General features: G+C 63.9%; 14 protein-coding genes. 7 read left to right on the forward strand and 7 right to left on the reverse strand.

Annotated features, from left to right (window positions below; translation table 11 throughout):
- Positions 1 to 561: 561 nt before the first annotated feature.
- The 5 genes from AB0J62_RS03915 to AB0J62_RS03935 all read left to right on the forward strand — a co-directional run bounded on the left by AB0J62_RS03915 (position 562) and on the right by AB0J62_RS03935 (position 7,865).
- Positions 562 to 1,461, forward strand: coding sequence for a hypothetical protein (locus AB0J62_RS03915; RefSeq protein ID WP_363864122.1), 900 nt, complete (start codon positions 562 to 564; stop codon positions 1,459 to 1,461).
- Positions 1,462 to 1,500: 39 nt separating this feature from the next.
- A complete protein-coding gene (locus AB0J62_RS03920) occupies positions 1,501 to 2,349 on the forward strand; it encodes a hypothetical protein (protein ID WP_363864124.1) in 849 nt (282 codons plus the stop codon).
- Positions 2,350 to 2,643: 294 nt separating this feature from the next.
- Complete coding sequence (locus tag AB0J62_RS03925) at positions 2,644 to 3,219, forward strand: hypothetical protein (RefSeq protein WP_363864126.1); 576 nt, start codon at positions 2,644 to 2,646, stop codon at positions 3,217 to 3,219.
- Between the two features lie 307 nt (positions 3,220 to 3,526).
- Positions 3,527 to 6,175, forward strand: coding sequence for an adenylate/guanylate cyclase domain-containing protein (locus tag AB0J62_RS03930; RefSeq protein ID WP_363864127.1), 2,649 nt, complete (start codon positions 3,527 to 3,529; stop codon positions 6,173 to 6,175).
- Between the two features lie 1,138 nt (positions 6,176 to 7,313).
- Entirely contained in the window at positions 7,314 to 7,865 is a 552-nt protein-coding gene (locus tag AB0J62_RS03935; protein WP_363864128.1) for a DUF4231 domain-containing protein, read from the forward strand.
- Positions 7,866 to 8,288: 423 nt separating this feature from the next.
- Here AB0J62_RS03935 and AB0J62_RS03940 read toward each other — a convergent pair whose 3' ends face one another.
- The 5 genes from AB0J62_RS03940 to AB0J62_RS03960 all read right to left on the reverse strand — a co-directional run bounded on the left by AB0J62_RS03940 (position 8,289) and on the right by AB0J62_RS03960 (position 15,028).
- Positions 8,289 to 8,990: an NPCBM/NEW2 domain-containing protein gene (locus tag AB0J62_RS03940; RefSeq protein WP_363865141.1), complete on the reverse strand. Its 702-nt coding sequence runs from the start codon at positions 8,988 to 8,990 to the stop codon at positions 8,289 to 8,291.
- 1,190 nt (positions 8,991 to 10,180) lie between these two features.
- Complete coding sequence (locus AB0J62_RS03945; RefSeq protein ID WP_363864130.1) at positions 10,181 to 11,860, reverse strand: GntR family transcriptional regulator; 1,680 nt, start codon at positions 11,858 to 11,860, stop codon at positions 10,181 to 10,183.
- 376 nt (positions 11,861 to 12,236) lie between these two features.
- Positions 12,237 to 13,547 carry a site-2 protease family protein gene (locus tag AB0J62_RS03950; protein ID WP_363864133.1) on the reverse strand — a complete coding sequence of 437 codons (1,311 nt, stop codon included), beginning with the start codon at positions 13,545 to 13,547 and terminating at the stop codon, positions 12,237 to 12,239.
- Between the two features lie 236 nt (positions 13,548 to 13,783).
- Positions 13,784 to 14,362, reverse strand: a complete 579-nt coding sequence (locus AB0J62_RS03955) for an MFS transporter (RefSeq protein WP_363865143.1) — start codon at positions 14,360 to 14,362, stop codon at positions 13,784 to 13,786.
- Positions 14,363 to 14,386: 24 nt separating this feature from the next.
- The gene (locus AB0J62_RS03960) at positions 14,387 to 15,028 is read right to left on the reverse strand and encodes an MFS transporter (RefSeq protein ID WP_363864135.1); all 642 of its coding nucleotides are present in this window, start codon (positions 15,026 to 15,028) and stop codon (positions 14,387 to 14,389) included.
- A 139-nt stretch (positions 15,029 to 15,167) separates the two neighbouring features.
- Here AB0J62_RS03960 and AB0J62_RS03965 point away from each other — a divergent pair, with 139 nt between their 5' ends.
- Positions 15,168 to 15,758 (forward strand): TetR/AcrR family transcriptional regulator, encoded by a 591-nt coding sequence (locus AB0J62_RS03965; protein ID WP_363864137.1) that lies wholly within the window; start codon positions 15,168 to 15,170, stop codon positions 15,756 to 15,758.
- Positions 15,759 to 15,878: 120 nt separating this feature from the next.
- Here AB0J62_RS03965 and AB0J62_RS03970 read toward each other — a convergent pair whose 3' ends face one another.
- Entirely contained in the window at positions 15,879 to 18,245 is a 2,367-nt protein-coding gene (locus AB0J62_RS03970; protein ID WP_363864139.1) for an arylsulfatase, read from the reverse strand.
- A gap of 419 nt (positions 18,246 to 18,664) precedes the next feature.
- On the opposite strand from AB0J62_RS03970, the gene AB0J62_RS03975 reads away from it, so the two are divergent.
- Positions 18,665 to 19,138: a DUF6325 family protein gene (locus tag AB0J62_RS03975; protein ID WP_363864141.1), complete on the forward strand. Its 474-nt coding sequence runs from the start codon at positions 18,665 to 18,667 to the stop codon at positions 19,136 to 19,138.
- Between the two features lie 332 nt (positions 19,139 to 19,470).
- On the opposite strand, the gene AB0J62_RS03980 is transcribed toward AB0J62_RS03975, so the two are convergent.
- The gene (locus AB0J62_RS03980; protein WP_363864143.1) at positions 19,471 to 19,833 is read right to left on the reverse strand and encodes a plastocyanin/azurin family copper-binding protein; all 363 of its coding nucleotides are present in this window, start codon (positions 19,831 to 19,833) and stop codon (positions 19,471 to 19,473) included.
- Positions 19,834 to 20,013: the final 180 nt, after the last annotated feature.

Genomic DNA, 20,013 nt, shown 5'->3' on the forward strand with positions numbered 1-20,013 from the left:
ATGTGGGCACCTGACCCTGGAGCCGACTGGTGGAGCGCGCGAACTGTTCGCTGCCTTAGGGCGGGTCGGCAGACCCGAGCGCCTCGAGGCCGCGGATCGCCGTTCGGTTCGCAAGTGGAGCCTAAGCGGCACCTTCGGTCGGGGGCGCTTCCCGTGGCACACGGACGGTGCAATCTCCTCAGCACCGCCGAGATGGCTGCTACTGCGGCCCCTGGAGCTTTCGGAGCCGACCTGGACCGAGCTACTCGATCCAGGTCCGGCATTGCTCCATACCCTCGCCCGAGCAGTTCTAGTCGCACGGGATCACGCGGGCCGCGCGCGATACCTCCCCGCCAGAGTGCCCACTGAGACTGGATACCGTCTCCGATGGGACCCACGGGCTTGCCCCCCACGAAGTCACGCAATCATGGACGAGGTGGACGCGACACCGCCGACCAACATCGTCGAGTGGCAGCTCGGGCGATGCCTGATTGTAGACAATCACCGTCTGTTACACCGCAGGCCGGCTGTCGGTTCGGCAATGACACGAGTACTGGAACGAACGTACATTTGGAGTCTGTGATGTGGGATTACGACGGCCTGATCGGTAAGGCCCGCGTATATTTTGAGCGCGCCGAGGCTGTTGGCAAGGCGGATGATGACGCCTTTGCGATCTGGCTCCTCCTCGGTCTTGAGTTCCTTCTTCGTGCGCCGTTGTCGAGAGTGCATCCGGCGCTGCTCGCGGATCCGAATGGCGACGCCATCCTGCATGCCGTGGGCTATCCAGGGGGCTCCGAAGGAAGAGACCCGAAGTCAATCCAAGTCACGACAGTGATCACGCGACTCCGGCGGATCGTTGAGGATTTCACCAGTGACCGCGAGAACGACGCAACACTCCTCGCTGCGTTGCGCAACCGTGAACTGCACAGCAGCGAGGCAGCGCTAGCGAGTATCGAGGTAGCTCTTTGGCTGCCGCGCTTTACGAGAGTCGCAGAGGTCATCTGCAGCCATCTTGGCCTGGACCCGACAGATGTCGTCGGCGAGCAGGTGATGAAGCATGGCAGAGCCCTCGTTGACGCAGAGGACAAAAAGCTCGCCAATGAGGTGCGGGTCCGGATCGCTCAGGCCACGGCGTTCGCCTCCGGGTTGACCGCAGAGGAGAAGGCTGACCGTCACACACGTTCCCCATTCGCACCCCCATGGAGCACAGCCAAGGTCGCTTGCCCGGGCTGCGCTTTTGATGTTGCACTCGAACTGGAGACAATCCGGCGAACCAACGAACGTCTGGAGGACGGCGATATCCTGACTGATGTAATTTCCGTCGCCCGCAAGCTGCGTTGTCCCGTTTGCGGCTTGAACCTAGACAGCACTGCGGAGATCAGCGCTGCAGGCCTGCCACAGCAACACACAAGCACGGAGTCTGAGAGTCTTGCGGATCGCTACCTCTCCGACTTTGAGCCTGACGACTACGGCAATGATTAGAAGACATGCCGGCCTCGGCGACGGCGATAGGGGGATTCCATGACCGCCGCTCCGCCGTCCACGCCGGAACCTTCCGGTTCACCTCTGCTCGAGAGCGCATACGACTTCGTTGAGCATTCCCTGGAGGAAGCGCAGTTTGCTTCAGACGCGGAGCCGCGCCGATGGAAATTTGCAATTATCGATATTGCGACCGCAGTCGAACTTTTCCTGAAGGAACGACTTCGACGAGAGCACCCCATCCTGATCTATACTAAGGTCGATGACGGCACGGGTCATACAGTTAGTCTTGAGACAGCACTAAAGCGCCTACAGGTCTGCAAAGTTTCATTCGCCGCCGATGATGTTGTGCGCCTTCGAAGGGCGCGCGACATCAGAAATTCAATCGTGCATTTCAGCAGTCAAGCGACCAGTCAACAGCTTAGAGCTGCCTATATTGACCTCTTTGAATTCGCACACGTTCTTCATGAGCGCGAGTTGGGCGAAGAGCTTCACAATAAGCTTGACGAATCGTACTGGGCCACCGAAGCACTACTCATCAGTGAGTTTAGGCGCGAATACCTCGCCTATCAGGGCGAAATCGCTCACCGCGACTGGCCGAGCGAATTGGTCAACGCGCAATATTTCACTCACGTCGTTATCGACGGTACGCCCTATCTGCGCATCCCGTACGGGGATGAGCGAGAAGGCTGGGCTGCGCCGCCCAGCGAGCCATGCCATGATTGCTATGCCCTCGCCGGCCAGCTGCATGGGCCCGATTGTGATACTGAGCGCTGCCCAAAATGTGGGGGGCAGGCGCTGATGGAGGAATGTGCCGCAGAATACGGGTGGGGGTCGTGGCCCGATGAAACAGCGGTAGGCCCCGCTAACGGGACGCCGTCGACTCCGTAGGGGTTGTGCTTCTTCGGCCACTCGAGCATGCGAGAGTCGCGCCCTCGGCGCGCAGTTGGCGTGGGAGCGCTAATTGTTACCGGCGGTGCAACGCCGACGCCCGGTCCCTTATGGAACCGGGCGGGCGATGAGGACGGGCGGAGTCGCTCGCGTCTGCGCCCAGCGACCGCGGTGGGTGAAGGACCGGCGGGATGGCAAGCTGAGACCGTGAGCCGAGAGGACCGCGAGCCGCCAAGCGTCCAGGACATCCTCGCCAGGGCAGCCATCCAGCTCAGCCCGTTCGGAGCAGAGGCGATGCTGACCGTCTACGAGGGATTCAGAGACCGTCGCGCGCAACGCGCTCGGGAGACCCTGAACGCCATCACCGAGCGGGTCACGCCGGAGCACCTGGCAGCGCGACTCGAGAGATCTGAGGAGCTTGATGCGGTCTTCGGACTCGCACTGTCCGCGGCCGCCAACTCAGCCTCCGCAGCGAAACGGCGAACGCTCGGTGCTGTGGTAGCCAGAGCAGTCTTGGACGATGCGATGATTGATGAGGCCGCACTCCGTACGACAGCGTTGTCGCAGATTGATGCGCCGCACGTGCGATGCCTGGAGGACATTCACCGGATACAGAAGGCCGTGGAGGATGCGGGCGAACGTCCCCGTGCGGCGGCCGGCGCCGAACGTGAGAACAATCAGCGCATCCTGGACGTTGCTCGCAGGTACCCGACGCCGGTCCTGCTTGCGCTCACAAATGTCGGCCTGCTGGACGCCACGCCGTCCTGGGATGGTCAGGCTGACCGTGTGCGCGGCCTGACTGTGTTTGGCGAGGCGGTGCTGAGCGACCTCCACCAGTACGCCACCGAACTCGGTCCGGACGCTACGTGACGCGTAGCTCACCTGGGAACACCGTGGGAACGAAGTGCCGCCGACCCAAGTCAATGGAGTCGAAATGGCACGAACTGGTGTCGGTTGGTTACGCCTGAAGCGGCGGATGTCGATGAGGCGCGTCGGTTTCCTAAACCGAGCATCAAACGCCTGAAATGCATACCGACCACAGGGGCCGCGTAGCCGCACCTCAGGTCCATCGGGGCGATCGAGCGGCCGGCGGTCGAGGCCAGCCGGCTGCGATCTCCGGCCCACTTGGGCCTCGAGAGATGTGTTGCGCTTACGAGCACAGCGTGATGATGGGGGTGTGGCCAAGCTTCCGTCTGGGACGGTCTCAATGTTGTTCTCCGACGTCGAGCAGTCGACGCGTCTGTTGATGCGGCTGGGCCGTGCGTATGAGCAGGCTCTTGACAGTTGCCAACTGGCCCAGCGGTCGGCGTGGGTGCGGTTCAGCGGTGTGGAGATGGGTACCGAGGGCGACAGCTTCTTCGTGGTGTTCTCGACTGCGGAGGACGCAGTTGGCGCGGCCGTGCAGGCACAGGTCGCTCTCGGTGAGCTTGCGTGGCGAAACGATGAGCAGGTTCGGGTCCGGATGGGCATCCACACCGGCACGCCGCGAATCCATGGTGGGAACTACGTGGGACTCGACGTCCACCGGGCTGCGCGGATCGCGGCGGCCGCGCATGGCGGTCAGGTCTTGGTCTCCGATGCGACCGCGAAGCTGGTCGCTGGGCGGCTGCCGCAGGGGGTATCGCTGCGAGACCTCGGCGCGCATCGATTGAAGGACCTCGCCGAACCGGAGCACCTGCACCAACTCGCGATCCCGGGTTTACCGGTCGACTTCCCACCACTGAAATCACTTGGCGCCAGCGCGAGCCTGCCAGTGACGACCACTCCATTGCTGGGGCGCCGCACCGCGGCGACCGATCTGGTGAGGCTATTGGTCGACCCTCAGGTTCGCCTGGTGACGCTCACTGGGCCGGGTGGGTCGGGAAAGACCCGGCTATCAATCGCGGCCGCACGTGAGGTTGCCGAGCACTTTCCGGACGGCGTGTGCTTTGCATCTTTGGCCGCCTTCACGAGCCCCAGGCGCATCTGGAGCAGCATCGGGGAGGTCCTCGGTTTACCCTCCGACCGGCGCGCCCCGCCGGGCTTCTTCGAAGCCGTGGCGCCGCTGTCGGCGGTGTTCGTACTCGACAACCTGGAGCAAATGGACGGTGCAGCAGCGGCCGTCGACCAACTGCTGCACGCAACCACAGACATCGTGGTGCTCGCGACCTCACGACGCGCCCTTAACTTGACTAGTGAACGCCAATACCCGGTGTTGCCGCTCGCGCTCCCGACTGAGGACACGCTGGCATCGGCGAAAGCATCAGCGGCGGTTCGGCTGTTCGTCGAGCGGGCCCGCGCCGTGCACCCTTCGTTCGTCCTGACCCCCTCGAACGCCGCTGACGTGTCGCAGATCTGTCGACACCTCGACGGCCTGCCACTGGCCATTGAGCTCGCTGCCGCCCGAACCAACGTGCTCGGGCCCCGGGCTCTACGGCTGCGACTTGAGCGGGCTCTCGACCTGCGCGGTTCCGTCGTGGACCGACCGGCCCGACACAGCTCGCTCCGGGCCACCATCGACTGGTCCTACCGCCTGCTCACCACTCAACAGCGTCTGCTGTTCCGACATCTCGGCGTGTTCGCTGGCGGCGCGAACCTCGGCGCTTTGGCGGCAGTCCATCCCGCCGACACCGGCAGCGACACTCAGTTGCTCGACCTGGCCGCCGACTTGGTCGACGCCAACCTGGTGACCATCACCGACGACGACGGCGAGCCGAGGTTCGCGATGCTGGAGACCATCCGGTCCTTCGCGATCGACGAGCTCGCCCAGGCCGGCGAACTCGCCGACGTGCGTCGCAGGCACGCCGAACACTTCCTGAAGGTTGCCGAGCGGCTGGACAGGCGCCGGGTTCTGACGACTCCCTCCAAGCAGGCAGGGCACCTGTTCGGTGCGGAACGGAACAACTTACGGGCGGCATTGGTGTGGGCCAGTGCCATGGCCGGTGAAGGAGAGACAGAGGCCGGGTCGCGTCAGAGTCTCGGGCTGGCCTTGCTGTCGAGCGTGGCGTGGATGTGGAAACACGAGGACCTCGCCGAAGTTCGCCAGTGGTTAGAGGCCTTCCTCAAGAATCCGCCCATAGAGGAGACCGCAGCAGTGGGCCGCTGCCTTGCCGACTACGCCGAGACCCTGGAGCTACTTGGGATGCCTGTCGATGGCCGAGAGGCAGCCCGTCGAAGCGTTGAGATCCTGCAGAGGCTCGGTGACTCAGAACTGCCCTACGCCTTGGCAATCCTGGGCAGTCTGGAGGTTGAGCTCGGGGACCGAATCGCCGGCCGACACGACTTGGAGGCTTCCGTGCTGCACGCGCGAGAATCGGCCGACAGATTCAATCTCGGAGCCATGCTGACGCACTTGGCCTTCCTGGACATGGAAGAGGAGAACTGGGGACAGGCCCTGGAGCTGCTTCGCGAGGCGGTCGATCTGTCCCGCGGTGACGGTGTGGACTACTGGGCAACACGTGCCAACAACTACATCGCGATCATCCTGGGCAGAACTGGCCGCGCTGCTGAGGCACTTGAGCTGATGTCCACCCAACTGCAGCACTCGCTGCGCCTGGAAAGCACTCTCAACCTCGCCATCCTCGCCAACGACTACAGCGGGGTACTCGCTGCGGCAGGACTCCCAAGTTGGACGCCGGTTCTGCTAGGGGCCGCTGACGCCGAACTTGAACGCAGAGGAATCGCGCGCAATCGCCAGGAACGAGCCGACATTACAGAAACCTGTGCAGCGGCGCGCACAGCTATGTCGCCCACGGAGTGGACCGACGCCTACCAGCGCGGCCACAACATGACGATCACGGAGGCGCTCGAGAAGGCCATCGCCGCAGCCACCAGCCCCGACGACTGACGCACCTTGTTCATCCAAGCCGGGTCCGCGTCGAGGACGAGGACAGGGCCGCCAGCTGGCCACATGTGGAGCTCAGCTGACGACCTTCTCATTACGAGTCCGTCACCACGAGCGCATGCATCCGAGCGACTCGCGATCCTGAGCCCTGAACGTGCTCACCGGTCGCGGGTCGTTGACGGCTGTTCGGGGCAGTCCGGGGGCACCTCGGGGGCACCACTCTTCGACGGATTATCGGCCCGAGTGGACGTTAACTGGTCGTTCCCCAGACGCTGTCGAGGACGCGCGTCCTACCACAGTGGTAGGACCGGAAAGGCGGTGATCATGAATCCCCGAACCCGGATCGACCCAGACCAGCCCTGCCCAGCCTGCGGAGCACCTGCGGAAATTGAGATGGTGCCCATCCGCTCTCACCAGTCCAGCGGACCGACGAGATGGACTGACGGTGACGCCCATTGCTCGGTGCACTGCGATCAGGGCTTGACTAAGGCCTACCAGCGCGATTGGTGAGGCAGACACCCACACCTGCCCCGTCCCCCTGATAGCTGCCAACCAAGGTCAGCGCCGCGCGGGTCAAGAGTCGGCTTGCCGATCCCGTAGAGACGCCGTGGGCGCTCTTGATGCGTGTCGTGGTGGCCGTACGATCGAGCGGCCAGGGGGACGGGGGAACCCACGGTCAGAGACCGTGACGGCAACTCGTGCCGGATGGGATGACATGGGCGAGAAGCGTCCTGTTGCTGGGCTCCGGCGAGGACGGCGCCCCAGCACCGCCCACAGCCGGAGCCGTGCGCCGAAGGCGCGCCCTTGATCCATAAGAGGTGGGTCCGGCAGGCTCTCCTCGATGTCAAGTCCTCGCGCATACGCGAGCGCACCTGCACAGCTCTGCGCATCGGAGCTCGTGGAGCAACTGTGGAACGCTTTTTGGAACGAACTAGCGAGTAACGGAGTTGCTGGAGTCGAGAAGAGCCGAACTCCGCATGCGTCCTGAGGCTCAAATCGACCCCTGTTGATGCGGTCCGGCGGCCTTCTAATCCGGCAGTCAGGGTCAGATGACCTGCTCCACCGTCTTGGCGAGCTCGTCGGATGCCGTCGCCCTACACTGCGCCTTGACATGTCCGCTTGAGGTTGGGTGACTATGCGTATGCGTGACGATGCGACGGACGCTCAAAGCGCCGCACACCCCGTCAATGTCGCCTCTGCCAGTGGAGCAGTCGCCGGTTCGCCGGTGCCCGAGGGACTGTCGCCAGAGCAGTACATCGCGTCGCGACTCCAGCAATACCAGACGTGGTATGATGGTAAGGCTGTCAAAACAAAGTCACGCTATCTCCGGATGCGGACCGCGTCGGTCGTGGCCGGTGCGGTGGTACCGGCGATAGTCAACATCGACTTTCCGTATTCCAAAGCCGTGACAACTGTCCTCAGTTTGATCGTCGTGGTGCTTGTCTCGCTTGAGAGTGTCTACCACTACAGAGAACAGTGGAAGAACTACCGATCGACCGAACAAGCGCTGGGACATGAGAAGGTCTACTACGAGACTAGATGCGGCGCCTACGAAGGCTTGAGCGATGACGAAGCATTCCGCCGCCTCGTAGAGCGCGTTGAAAGCGCCATCGCAGCAGAAAACGCCTCGACGCTGAACACGATGACGCTGGCTGGACAGGTTTCGAGCGATGACAAGGGCACCTTCGGGTGAATTTCTTGATCAGCGCGAGACACACACGGACGGTTGCATGGGAACGACTGTGTCGAACCGAGTCAATCACAGGCACAACCGGACGAACTGATCACGCCCGGATGCGCCTGGAGCGGTCCTTGTCGGTCTGGCGCGCCGGTTGCCTAAACCGAGCCTCGCGGGATAGAGGGCGGCCGGATCCTTGCCGTTCGCGATTCGCTGCAGGCCGCGCGGCGTGCCATGGTTTGTGCCATGAACTCGTGTCTAGCCGAGGGGGAGAACTCGCCTCAAGTGGTCGGATTCGCGACTCGCGCAGCCTGAAGTCGACCAGCGTGGCAAGTGACATGGCTCTCATAATCCCTGGCTCGACCTCTCCAGAGCCTCTGATGGCCGGCCTGGCGGCCGACGGCTCATTCGGCCTTGCCGCCAGCGCGTCAAGGGTCCTCAACTTGTCGGCAGCGCAGACGGAACTTTTGCAGAGCTTCCAGTAACCGCAGCGTCCCCGAAAACTCCGCCCGTCCGATCTTCAAGGATCGGGCTCTCGTCTATTGAACAGGCCGACAGGCGCAGTCGCAGGACGTTTGCCACTGGGATCGACAGCTTCTTCGACTGCCCGCGAAGCAGCGTGAGGTTCACCACTCTGCGATCGTCCGTTTCGACCTCGAAGTGATACTTCCGACTCTTCGAAATATCACTGATTCCAACGACAGCTGTGAACCTGTCGAAATATCCGCCAAGATTGTATTCGAGGAATTTATCGGACGAGTCCGTACAAACGAGGCCGAATGTGACGTTCCTAGAGTACGTAACTCCGCGAATATCTTGCGGCCCCTCCCTTACGGATGGGAAGCCATTCACAGACGCCACCTCGTCTGGCAGTGCCTGGCCATCGTTCAAGCTACGGGTGCTCAGGAAACGTGTCACCGCGCCAGCAAGACTGGCCGGCGCCGGAGTGGTTCCGTCCCCAGTGGGCGCGGGGTTCACATTACCAGAGGCCGAGGCTGTCGGAACTGAGGGATTTGAATTTCCTGCCGAATCGGATCCGCATCTTGAAATCGCAATGAGGAATGTGATCAAGGCGACGACCCCCGCAACAATCGTCCAGAATTGGGCATGGCTCTCCATGCTGGTACGCCCCGGGCTCATGCTCTCCCCCACGCTCAATCATCGGCTCCGCGAACGCCGCTCGCGGACCGCTTACCCACCCTGAACGCGATACTCCACCTGTTCCTGACAGGCTGCAAGAGGATACGGCCTTCGTATACGCCCACTACCGTCCGAATGGCACGCGATGCTGCTCGCCGACTCCTGAGCAACGCTGGCGCCGAGAGCTACTCCGGGCCCGCGCCATGACCATCCTGAGACAGCATGGTTCGAAGACGGCCACTTTCAACAGCGGGCGATCGGCCGAACGTCGTCCTCCGTTCAGCCGACACCGGGCGCGTGCAACTAGTTGCTTCCTCACCTCGCAGGATCCCGGCGCGACTCGTTCGGCGGGCACCTGCGTCAATCCCCAGGCCGAGGCTCAAATAAGCGTCCCAATGGATCAGCAGTCAGTAAAGCTGAGCTTCAACAAACACGACCTCGACGGCACAGGCAATCGGGCATCGCGCAGCGCAAATGCCTGAGGCGACGGTTAGTGATAGGGAGAGATCCTGCGCAGCACTATCAGCTATCGCCATTCCGCCTGGTTCAGGTGCAGACTGTGGTGAGATAGACAGCAAGGGCTTGGTGAGCTCGCAGGAGTATCTGCAACCCCACCACGGACGATTCGTCCACGTTCACCGTCGGGACACCGCTCGGAACGGAACGGCTTGAGCGCACTCTCACGGCGGCTGCACGTCTTCGCTATTTGGGTACCGAACACAGCGACGCTGACACCAGGCAAGACTCCAACGCCGATGCAGGACCCAACGCGAGAGCCCCCTTTCTACGTAGCGACGCTCCGTCCCAACGACCACGGCGTGGTGAGTCAGGAGGTCTCTATCTTGGTGGACCGGCCAGCTTCGGCGCAGACTGTCCGACTGCAGGTTTACTGGGATACCGAAGCGTCCAATCGGTCGAGCCCTACCGTCAGCCCTCGCTCCACGACTCCACCCATCTCGTCGCCGCCCCCGGCTACCATCAGTCCTCCGGCGACCATCCTTCCTCCGGCTCCCGTCGGCGCGCAGTGCGGGAACCAGGCGAACGCGGGCGTCGCCGCTGCATGCGTCGAACTCGAGGTTGAGGCCGCCGCGCTAACCGGGAGCCCCAGACTTCTGACGCTCAGAGAGACTCGTCACCAGGGCAGAATTGGCCCCTTTAGTCCGCCCAATGTGTGGTCCTACAGCCATAAGTCAGCCAACGACGCCATCGTTCGCCTGGCCGTTGATGGGCTCGCCGCCCGCAACCGTGGCGCGCACGCCGCGAGAGGCATTGACGAGGCCTGCCTCGACCAGCACCGAAACCGCCCGATGAGCAGTACTAAGCGCGACGCCGTAGCGCTCCGCGAGGGACTTCATCGTCGGCAGAGGATCGCCGGGAGCTACGAATCCGCTCGTGATCGCGCCTCGCAGGTCTGCGGCGATTCGGCGGTACGGCTCCAAGTCCGCCTCATCGGCGGACGGCAGACGCACAACCTGGGCGAGGTCGCCCCCGGGCCCATCATCGCGGCTCGCCGGCCGCGGTGGCATTCGGACAATGAGCGCTTCAGCTGCCCGTTGGGATCGCTCCGCCTGGTATGCGGTGTAGGACCTGAGCGTTGTGGAGCCTCCGCCGCCATGTCCGAGGCGCGCGGCAACGACATTGATGTCCAGACCTGCACCAATCAGCTCAGTTGCGTGATAGTGCCGCCAGTTCTTTAGCTCGGCTTGGACGCCAAGCCGCTTTGCCATCCGGCCAAACTTCTGAGTCGCGGTATCAGGTTTGAGCGGTGCAAGTCCGTCGGGGGCAGGCGAGAAGATGTACGCGTCCGGCCGCACTTTCAGACCAAGCGCAGCTGCCGCGGCCTTCTTCCGTTCGTAGCGTGCGCGAAGCATCAGTCCGGTCTCGTGATCAAGCACCGTTCGGCGCTGCTGGTGGGTCTTCGTGTCCTTCAGGCGCAAGGTGCCGTCGTCAGCCATGTAGAGAGCCTGGCGAACCACCAAGACTGCTGGCTGCGCCTCCAGGCCAGGATCTTCTGGAGGAGGCGGGTCTTCGAAGTGCTGCCACTGAAGTGCACAGTGTTCACTTCGCCGGTTGCCAGTAGTCGCCTTCGAGAAGATGAACTCGCCCCAGTCGTCGTCAATGGCGTACGCCCCGTTGATGAGTTGCGCAGCTTCGGCAGCAGTGGGCGGTCGCGGGTCAGGCTTCGGCATCGACGGCTTGTCTGCCTGCTCAACAGGGTTCTTCGCGATCCAGTTCCATTTGACCCCGCGGTCGAGCGCGCCACTGAGTATCCAGTGGATTGCCAGGATGGAGTTGTCAGCGAGCGGCACGCAAACGTGTGGCTTGCATGCCCGGCGACATGCCCGGCAGCTATCCGGGCTGGCAGGTACACAGGGTTCGCTGCGATGCTCGTCGCACACATGTCCCGGCTTGTCGGTTCGATGATCGATGAGCTTCCGACTCCGACTCCTCTTGCACTGCTTCGAGCATCTCCTCAGTTCGGCGTAGAGGCTGTCAAACGGCTCAGCATCTTGGAGTTTGGCGAGGGGTTCGGCGCCGAGAAAGGGCTCCACGTGCCGGTAATACTTGCGCTTGTATTCACGAAGCGTTGATGTAGCGACGTCGCTCACATCGAAGTGGCGCCTGACCAGCTGGGAGAGCGTCGCTCTGGTCTTTGGGTTGCGCTGCTCGTCAACCTGGTTGAGCAGTTTGGTCCGCACCTCCTCAGCCAGACGCGCCTGACGCGGACCGGCCGGCACGGTCTCGGTGAGGTACAGCCTCTTCCCCGTGATCTTGTCCGTCCCTGCGTACACCTTGACTCGAAGCGACCCGGAGGGCAGCCGCTCGATCTCACCCCGGTCCCGACTTCGCCGCCCGCTCGTCTTCCCCATGTCACAAGCCTAGGCCACGGCGTGGGGCTATTCATGGTGCGAACTCGCGTCAACTGGGGATGTTCAAGGCACTTCACGATTGCAGATCGCCAAGCACAGCAGGCGTGAGTAGGCCAGAGTTGGTAAGAGTGACGCATTCCTAAACCGTGCGTCGCAGGTTCGAATCCTGCCGGGGGCACCATGTGATGTCTCAGGACATCGCGGACAAGTGAACCCATGATTCGTGGGTTCACCTGCTTCTTTGGGGGCGGGTCCGGGTGGTTTCCCGGTGGGTTGGTAAGCGCGGCTGGGGTCGAGGACCAGGCTGCGGTGGCGGGATGACTTGACCGATTCATCGCGGCTCACAATGCGGGGCCACTCAGTCACGCTGATCCGGCTAACCGGCGGTGATCCGGATCGGGTTGACGAGGTCGGCGATGACGAGCAGCACGCCCATCACCACGATCACGCTGGCCGCGACGTAGGCGACGGGCAGCAGCTTGACGATGTCGACGTACCCCGGATCGGGCCGGTGGAGGCGCTTAGCCAGACCACGCCGGATACCCTCCCAGATCGCGCCGAGCATGTGCCCACCGTCCAGCGGCAGCAGCGGGATGAAGTTGAACAGAGCGAGGAAGAGGTTCAGCGAGGCGAGCAGCGAGACCAGGAACGCGACCCGCTCACCGCCGGTCAGCGACTGGTTCGACGCGATCTCACCGGCCACCCGGCTGGCGCCGACCACGCTCATCGGGCTGTCCTGGTCGCGGTCGCCGCCGGCTATCGCCTTCGCCACCCCGACCAGCTCCTGCGGGAAGTTGCCGATCGCCTCCACCGTAGCGACGGTCAGCTCGCCCATCGTGTCGACGACGTACCCCAGGCCTTGCCGCTCGGCCCTCATCTCCGGCGAGACTCCGAGGAAACCGACCGAGACGAACTTGTCCGCGCCGGCGCCATCCCGAACCCGGTCGACGATCGTGCTCGTGGTCAGCGTCTTCTCAGCACCGTTGCGCTCGACAACGATCGTGGCCGGCTTGTCGGTGTTCGCCCGGATCAGCGGGGTGAGCTGGTCCCAGCTGGAGACCCGGGTGCCGTTGAACGAGACGATCCTGTCGCCGACCTCGAACCCGGCCTGCTTGGCCGGCGAGACCTTGTCGGTATCGGTGCACTGGCGGTGCGCGGTCGTCTGGGAGGCCGGGATCACACAGTCGGTGACGGTGTCGACGGTGGTTTGCGCGACGTTGGCGCCGTACAGCATGAACAGGCCGCCGAACAGCACGAACGCGATCATGACGTTGACCAGCGGCCCGGACGCCCTCACGATCAGCTTCTTCCACCACGCCTTCTGGTAGTAGAGCCGGCCGTCGTCCTCCGGCGTGACCGTCTCGTACTCCGCTCTACGCACCAGCTCGACCGTCGACCGGATCGGGCCCGTGCTCGCCATCCGGAGCTTGGTCCGGTCCTCGCCCGTCGCAGGCGGGAAGACACCGACGAGCCGGACGAACCCACCCACGGGTATCGCCTTGATGCCGTACTCCGTCCCGCCGCGCTGAGTCGACCAGACGGTCCGCCCGAAGCCGACGAAGAACTGCGCCACCTTCATCCCGAAGGCCTTGGCGGACACCATGTGGCCCAGCTCGTGCAACGCCACCGAGATCAGGACCCCGAGCACGAACAGCACGATGCCCAGGACGCTGAGCAGCACAGCCATACTTCCGAATTCTCCCTCCGGCATCATTCCGAGAGCAGATCCTCGGCTATTGATGGATAGCCGGTCGGGTTACACCGAATCTCGCAGGCTCGTCCGCTGTCATCTGCACACCACGTTCAGGTACCGCGTGCTGTCCAGCGCTACGCGGCAGGCGTGACCGCTGGACAGCTTGTCCTGCGCCACTGATTCCTCCGGCGAGTCCCAGAGCCAGCGATCACGGCGCGCCACTACAGCTCTCAACGGATGCTGCTGACAACTTTCTCGCTCTTGAGTCGCGTCGCGCGATGCAAGAGCTGCGACACGCTCCAGATGCCAATGCCGATCAACGCGAACACGATGCCGAGGACAGCGACGCCGCTCCAGCCTGCGCTTTCGTACAGCACTCCAGACAGCGCCGATCCGATCGCGCCGCCGACGAAGACGCTTCCGATGAAGACAGTGTTGAGCCTCGAACGTGCTTCCGGCCTGAGCGCGTAGATCTCCTGCTGGCTGAGCACCAGACTGCCCTGAACCGCAAGGTCGAGCAGTACTCCCGCGAGTCCGAGAACGACCAGGTTGTGCACGCCAAGACCGGCCACGGCCATGGCGACCGCTGCCAGCACGAAGACAACTCCGGTCGCCGGCCTGCCGAGACCACGATCTCCGATGCGTCCGGCGATCGGTGCGGCGACAGCGCCGGCAGCGCCGATGAGCGCGAAAATCGCAATCTGGGTCTGCGACAGGTGGTGTTCCCTGATCAACTCGTACGTCACCGAGGTCCAGAACGCGGAGAACGTCCCGAACATGAGTGCCTGCAGTACGGCACGGCGCCGCAGCGCCGGCTCCTCCCGGACGAGGCGTCAAATGGACACCACGAGACTGCCGTAACTGCCTGCATGGTCAGGCTTGCGCCTGGGCAGTGTCGCGGCCAGCACCAGCGCCATGATCACCATCAGCACGGCGGAGAGGACATAGACCGAGCGCCATCCCCAGAGATCGGCGAGGAAGCTCGAGACACTTCGCGCAAGCATGATGCCGAGAAGCAATCCGCTCATCACCTGCCCGACGTACCGTCCACCCTGGCCGGCGGGGGCCAGATGGGCCGCCACCGGGATCACGATCTGCGCGACCACGGAAGTGAAGCCGAGGATCGCCGAGACCACCAGGAACAGCGGCAGGTTCGTGGCAAAAGCCGCGACCGCCGATGCGATGGCAGTCACGATGAGCACCCTTGATGCCAGGATTCGATTCTCGATCAGATCCCCTAGCGGCATCAGCACAAGGATCCCTGCCGCATAGCCGAGCTGAGTCACGGTCACGACGATCGAGGCGGTGCTGTCGGGCACCGCGAACGTCTGCGCGATCAGGTCCAGAAGGGGCTGCGAGTAGAAGATGTTCGCGATCGAAACACCGGAGGCCGCGGCCAGGATGAATGTCAGCGCGCGGAGTCTGCGCGTACTGAGGCCCGGAGGCACCGGAGTCGTTCGGCTCTGAGAGCTCATTGTGTTCCCTGCTCCTACCGTTCGAGGGGTCAGGCGTGCTGCAGGCACGCGGCTGAGAGCGGATACCGAGTGAGAATGGTCATTCTCACGACAGGGACTACTATAGAGAAGAACCATTCTCATCCCAAATGGAGGCCCGATGCCGACGGCGATCTCGACCGAGGAGTCCATGCGCGACCAGCTGCTCGATGCCGTGGAGCAGGTGTTCTACGCTCGCGGCATCCAGGCGGCGAACATGAGTGAACTCAGAGACGCCGCAGGCCTGCCGCTACGCCGCATCTACCAGCTCTTCCCGAGCAAGGACGAGCTGATCGTCGCGTTCTTGCGGCGACGGCACGACCGCCTGATGGCGATGCTCGAGGCTCAGGTAGCAGCTGCCGATTCTCCCGAGGACCGGGTTCTGGCGCTCTTCGCCCATCTCGACGCCTGGTTTCGCGAGCCGTCCTTCCGTGGGTGCCCGTGGACGAACGCCTACTGTGAGTTGGGTCCCACGAACCCCGCCGTCGCCGCCGAGGTCGATCACCACGAGCTCGAACACCGGGCTCTGGTCACTCGAGTCGTACTCGACGCCGGCTACAGCCCGGAAATCGCGGACGTCATCTACTTGTTGATCGCCGGTGCGGTGACGACCGCCGGAGTCCAGCACTCGCTGGATGCGGCTGAGCAAGCGCGGCACGGCGTGCGGATACTGCTCGCAAGCAGTCGGGCCGAAGTGGCGATGGCGACATAGGTCCCGGCGGCTGCGACATCAGTCCGGTTTGTCGTGCGACACCCGTCCGGGATGTGTTGAGCCACCACACCGCCGGCGGGCACCCTGTGATGTCGCAAGACAGGTGCCAGGCGGCACCGCTTACTGTCGGGCCATGGCGATTCGGAGGCGTTCTTCGGGGTCGATGTAGTGGTCGTGATTGTCGTCGCCGAGGTCGATCTGTACCCAGTTGATCTTGCCGGTGAACCGGCTGGTGACAGGGGTGTAGTCCTGTGTGACGGCGGTGCCCGATTCGTAGCCGATGTCGGTGGTCTCGTCGGCTGAGAAGATCATCGGCTGGGTTGCTTCGACCCGGCCGGTGCCGACGGCTCGACCGTCGTAGTACAGGGTGACGTCGCCACCCTTGGCGAGGCCGCCGCCGTCGTAGGCGAACTCCATGCGTACCTGGTGGTTGCCCGCTGGGATCGGCAAGTCTGCCTCGGTCGCGAACTCCTGGATGCCGAGCACGTTGTAGACGAATTTGGCCTTGCCCTGCTTGGCGTAGACGGTCCATCCTCCGAATCTGCCGCCCTGGGCGATGATCACGCCCTCGGCTCCGCTATCGGGGACGACCACGTCCGCGGTGACCGAGAACGACTTGTTCTTGATGCTGAGCACGCTGCTCTCCGAGAGCCTTCCCATTCCTGGGAAGAACTGTTGTGACTTCCCGTGGATCAACGTGGGTCGCCCTGCCATCGACGGCTCGAATCGTTCGGCACCGCGATCGTCGATGGGCAGCACGTTGTATTTCGTGGCCTCGATGAGCCAGAGCCGTTGCAGCTTGGCGAGCATCTCCGGTTTGTCCGCAGCCAGGTTGCGAGCCTGGCTGTAGTCGCTGGAACCGTCGTACAGCTCCCAGACGTCGTCGTCGAACGCCGGCAGTGCGCCTCCGGTCATGACCCACGGAGTGCGGTGCTTCGTGACGGCGCTCCAGCTCCGGTGGTAGATGCCCCGGTTGCCGAACATCTCGAAGTATTGGAGGTCGTGGGCTTCCGGCGCGTCCGAATGGTTGAAGGTGTACAGCATGCTCGTTCCCTCGATGGGGGACTGCTGGACGCCGTTGACCATGGTCGGCTCGGGCAGCCCGGCCGCCTCGAGGATCGTCGGGGCGACGTCGATGACGTGGGTGAACTGTGTCCGCAGCCCACCGCGTTCTTCGATCCCCTCCGGCCAGTGCACGATTGTGCCGTTGCGCGTGCCACCCCAGTGGGAGGCCACCTGTTTGGTCCACTGGAACGGCGCGTTCATCGCCCAGGCCCAGCCGACCGAGTAGTGGTTGTACGAGCTGGGCGAGCCCAATTCGGCCATCTTGCTGACCATGAACTCCGGCGTCTCGAGCGCGGCCATCCCGTTGAAGTTCGCCATCTCGTTGAAGGCCCCGTTGAGCGTGCCTTCGGCCGACGCACCGTTGTCACCGATCATGTAGTAGACAATCGTGTCGTCCAGGACCCCGAGGTCCTCGATCGCATCGATGAGCCGGCCGACATGGTGGTCGACGTGCTCGAGGAACCCGGCATACACCTCCATCTGCCGGGCCAGCGCCGGCTTGAGCTCGTCCGGCATGTCGTCCCAGGCAGGAATCTCGGCGTGCCGCGACGTCAGGTCGGCGTCGGCCGGGATGACGCCCAGCTCCTTTTGCCGCGCGAAGGTGCGCTCGCGCTGCACGTCCCAGCCCTCGTCGAACTGGCCGGCGTATCGGTCGGCCCACTCCTTCGGAACATGGTGTGGGGCGTGGGTCGCGCCCGGCGCGAAGTAGACGAAGAACGGCTTGTCCGGCATCAGCGCCTTCTGCTGCCGTACCCAGTTCACCGCCCGGTCGGCCAGATCCTCGGTGAGGTGGTAGCCCTGCTCAGGGGTCGCGGGCGGCTCGACCGGTGTGGTGCCCTCGTACAAGGCGGGATCCCACTGATTGTTCTCGCCACCGATGAAGCCGTAGAACGTCTCGAAACCTCCACCCACCGACGGCCACGCGTCGAACGGGCCCATCGGAGACGCCTGCCAGACCGGGACCTCGTGACACTTGCCGAACTGGGCCGTGGAGTACCCGTTCAACTTCAAGGTCATCGCCAACGGCGCTTTGGTGTTTGGACGCATCGAACTGTTCCCGGGGGCCGAGGTCGCGGTCTCGGTGATGCTGCCCATCCCGACTGAGTGATGATTCCGCCCGGACAGCAACGCGGCTCGGGTGGGCGCGCACAGCGCCGTGGTGTGAAACCGGTTGTAGCGCAGCCCACCGGCCGCCAATCGGTCCGCCGTCGGCGTACGGCACGGTCCCCCGAACGTGCTCGACGCACCGAACCCGATGTCGTCCAGCAGCACGATCAAAACGTTCGGGGCCCCGTCGGGTGGCAGCAGCGGCTCGATCGGAGGAAACCGCGTGTCCGGGTCCTTCGCGTCGTACGTCGTCAGACCCGGCGTCGGCCGGTCGGGGATCGGTAACATCGTGCGCGCATGCCGGTCAACAGCCATGAGGTCCTCCGAATCAGTCCCCGCCGGCTCGGCGACCCGCGAGCCCTCGCAAAGTACGGGTTCCAGAGTGCGAGAGACATCCCCCTCACCGGATGAATCGCCCCAGCCGTAGCCGTCCGCCGCTCACGTCGTACCGACTGATCCTCGAGCTCGGTCGGTGGCCGCCGCGCGGTTCACGACGCCAATCGTCCCGCAGGGGTGATGTGGTGACACGAGTTCTGCCGAATCGTCGGTGGAGTACCCCGGAATGCACGAACTCGGGCTCGTCCGACGAGCGGCGCTGCGCAGGACAGAAGCGGACGATCGTGCGGACAGTGATTAACCATCTGACTCTGGACGAGCGCGGAGAACACCGCTTGGAGGCGCACGCGAAACCTCCCGGATCGAAGCCATTCAACTCTGACCGCTGGAGGTAGAGCATGACTGTCAACGTCGATGAGCTGGGGCCGGTCGACTGGATCGTGGTCGAATTCCCTAGCACCAAGCTGACCGGAGAGATCGCACCGATCCTCGCCGATTACGTCGACCGGAGCCTGATCCGGATCCTCGACCTGCTGTTCCTCATGAAGGACACCGACGGCAACGTCGAGGCGTTCGAGTCGACCGATCTGGACGACAGTGAGATCGGGCAGCTACGGGCGTTCGAGACCGGGATCGCGATGCTGCTCAGTGAGCAGGACGTAGAGGACCTCGCCGAGACCATCGAGCCCGGCAGCTCGGCCGCGGTACTCGTCTGGGAGAACCTGTGGGCCGCGCCGTTCGGTGCGGCGGTGCGACACGCCGGCGGCCAACTGGCCGCAAGCGGACGGATCCCGATCCAAGCGGTGCTCGCCGCGATCGAGGCCGACGCCGCAGAGACCGAAGAGACCATCAAGTCCGAGGAAGGTATCTGAGATGCCACTCGCAGCTCGACGCAGGCGCAGGACCGTAGCAGCCGTGGGTGGTGCCGTGGTCGTCGCACATGGCATCAACCGCCGGCATGACCGGCGCGACGACCGCCGTGACGACCGGCGTGACGACCGGGGTGACCGGCGCGAAGACCGCCGCGACTGACACAACCGTCAAGAGATCTCATCCCCGGAGCACGAGCGTGGGCTCGTGGGAAACGTGCCGGGTGGACCTTTGTCCGTCGGGGACTCGACTAGTTGTGATGTCCAGGGAGGTTGGAACCGCTTCACGACCAGGACGCCGAGCCTGGTGGGCGTCTGCTGAGTTGGGCGACCGGCTACTTCACGACGATTGTGGCGATCATTTCTGGGTGGATGGAGCAGTGGTACTTCACTGTGCCGCCAGTCGTGAAGGTATGGGTGAACGTCTGGCCACCCTGCAGCGGCGGCGAACTGAACGAGTTGTCGTCGGCGACCACGGTGTGCGCTGTCGAGTCGTCGAACTTCCACGTCACCTTGCCGCCGACCGGGACGGTCGCACTCGCCGGCATGAATGAGAAGTTCTTGACCTCGACCATCGTGCCGCCACCGGCAGCCGGCGAACCGCCGCCACCCGCCGACGTCGTAGTTGACGCGGGAGCCGCTCCACCGCCGTCCGACCCGGAGCCGCATCCACTCACCAGCCCGAGCAAACCAATCACCACGGCAAGTACGACGACCCACCGCCCGCTTCGCCCGGCCCCACCGTAAGACTTCCCCGCCCGCCTCATGAACACCTCACTCAGCGAAACCCCAACCCCATCACCGACCGGGCCACCAACCAAAGCCCAGCCCTAGCTACGCCACGACACCACCCAACGGACGCTACGCCCACACCCGTT

It is taken from the genome of Kribbella sp. NPDC049584 (assembly GCF_040675555.1).
In the GTDB taxonomy this organism is placed as follows: domain Bacteria; phylum Actinomycetota; class Actinomycetes; order Propionibacteriales; family Kribbellaceae; genus Kribbella.

What these genes read in the sequence shown, in the direction of transcription:
- AB0J62_RS03945 (WP_363864130.1), bottom strand. Translation starts at nt 11,860, where the DNA reads ATGGGGAAGACGAGCGGGCGGCGAAGTCGGGACCGGGGTGAGATCGAG.
- AB0J62_RS03920 (WP_363864124.1), top strand. Translation starts at nt 1,501, where the DNA reads ATGACCGCCGCTCCGCCGTCCACGCCGGAACCTTCCGGTTCACCTCTG.
- AB0J62_RS03915 (WP_363864122.1), top strand. Translation starts at nt 562, where the DNA reads ATGTGGGATTACGACGGCCTGATCGGTAAGGCCCGCGTATATTTTGAG.
- AB0J62_RS03950 (WP_363864133.1), bottom strand. Translation starts at nt 13,547, where the DNA reads ATGGCTGTGCTGCTCAGCGTCCTGGGCATCGTGCTGTTCGTGCTCGGG.
- AB0J62_RS03925 (WP_363864126.1), top strand. Translation starts at nt 2,644, where the DNA reads ATGCTGACCGTCTACGAGGGATTCAGAGACCGTCGCGCGCAACGCGCT.
- AB0J62_RS03975 (WP_363864141.1), top strand. Translation starts at nt 18,665, where the DNA reads ATGACTGTCAACGTCGATGAGCTGGGGCCGGTCGACTGGATCGTGGTC.
- AB0J62_RS03965 (WP_363864137.1), top strand. Translation starts at nt 15,168, where the DNA reads ATGCCGACGGCGATCTCGACCGAGGAGTCCATGCGCGACCAGCTGCTC.
- AB0J62_RS03940 (WP_363865141.1), bottom strand. Translation starts at nt 8,990, where the DNA reads ATGAGCCCGGGGCGTACCAGCATGGAGAGCCATGCCCAATTCTGGACG.
- AB0J62_RS03935 (WP_363864128.1), top strand. Translation starts at nt 7,314, where the DNA reads ATGCGTGACGATGCGACGGACGCTCAAAGCGCCGCACACCCCGTCAAT.
- AB0J62_RS03970 (WP_363864139.1), bottom strand. Translation starts at nt 18,245, where the DNA reads ATGGCTGTTGACCGGCATGCGCGCACGATGTTACCGATCCCCGACCGG.
- AB0J62_RS03960 (WP_363864135.1), bottom strand. Translation starts at nt 15,028, where the DNA reads ATGAGCTCTCAGAGCCGAACGACTCCGGTGCCTCCGGGCCTCAGTACG.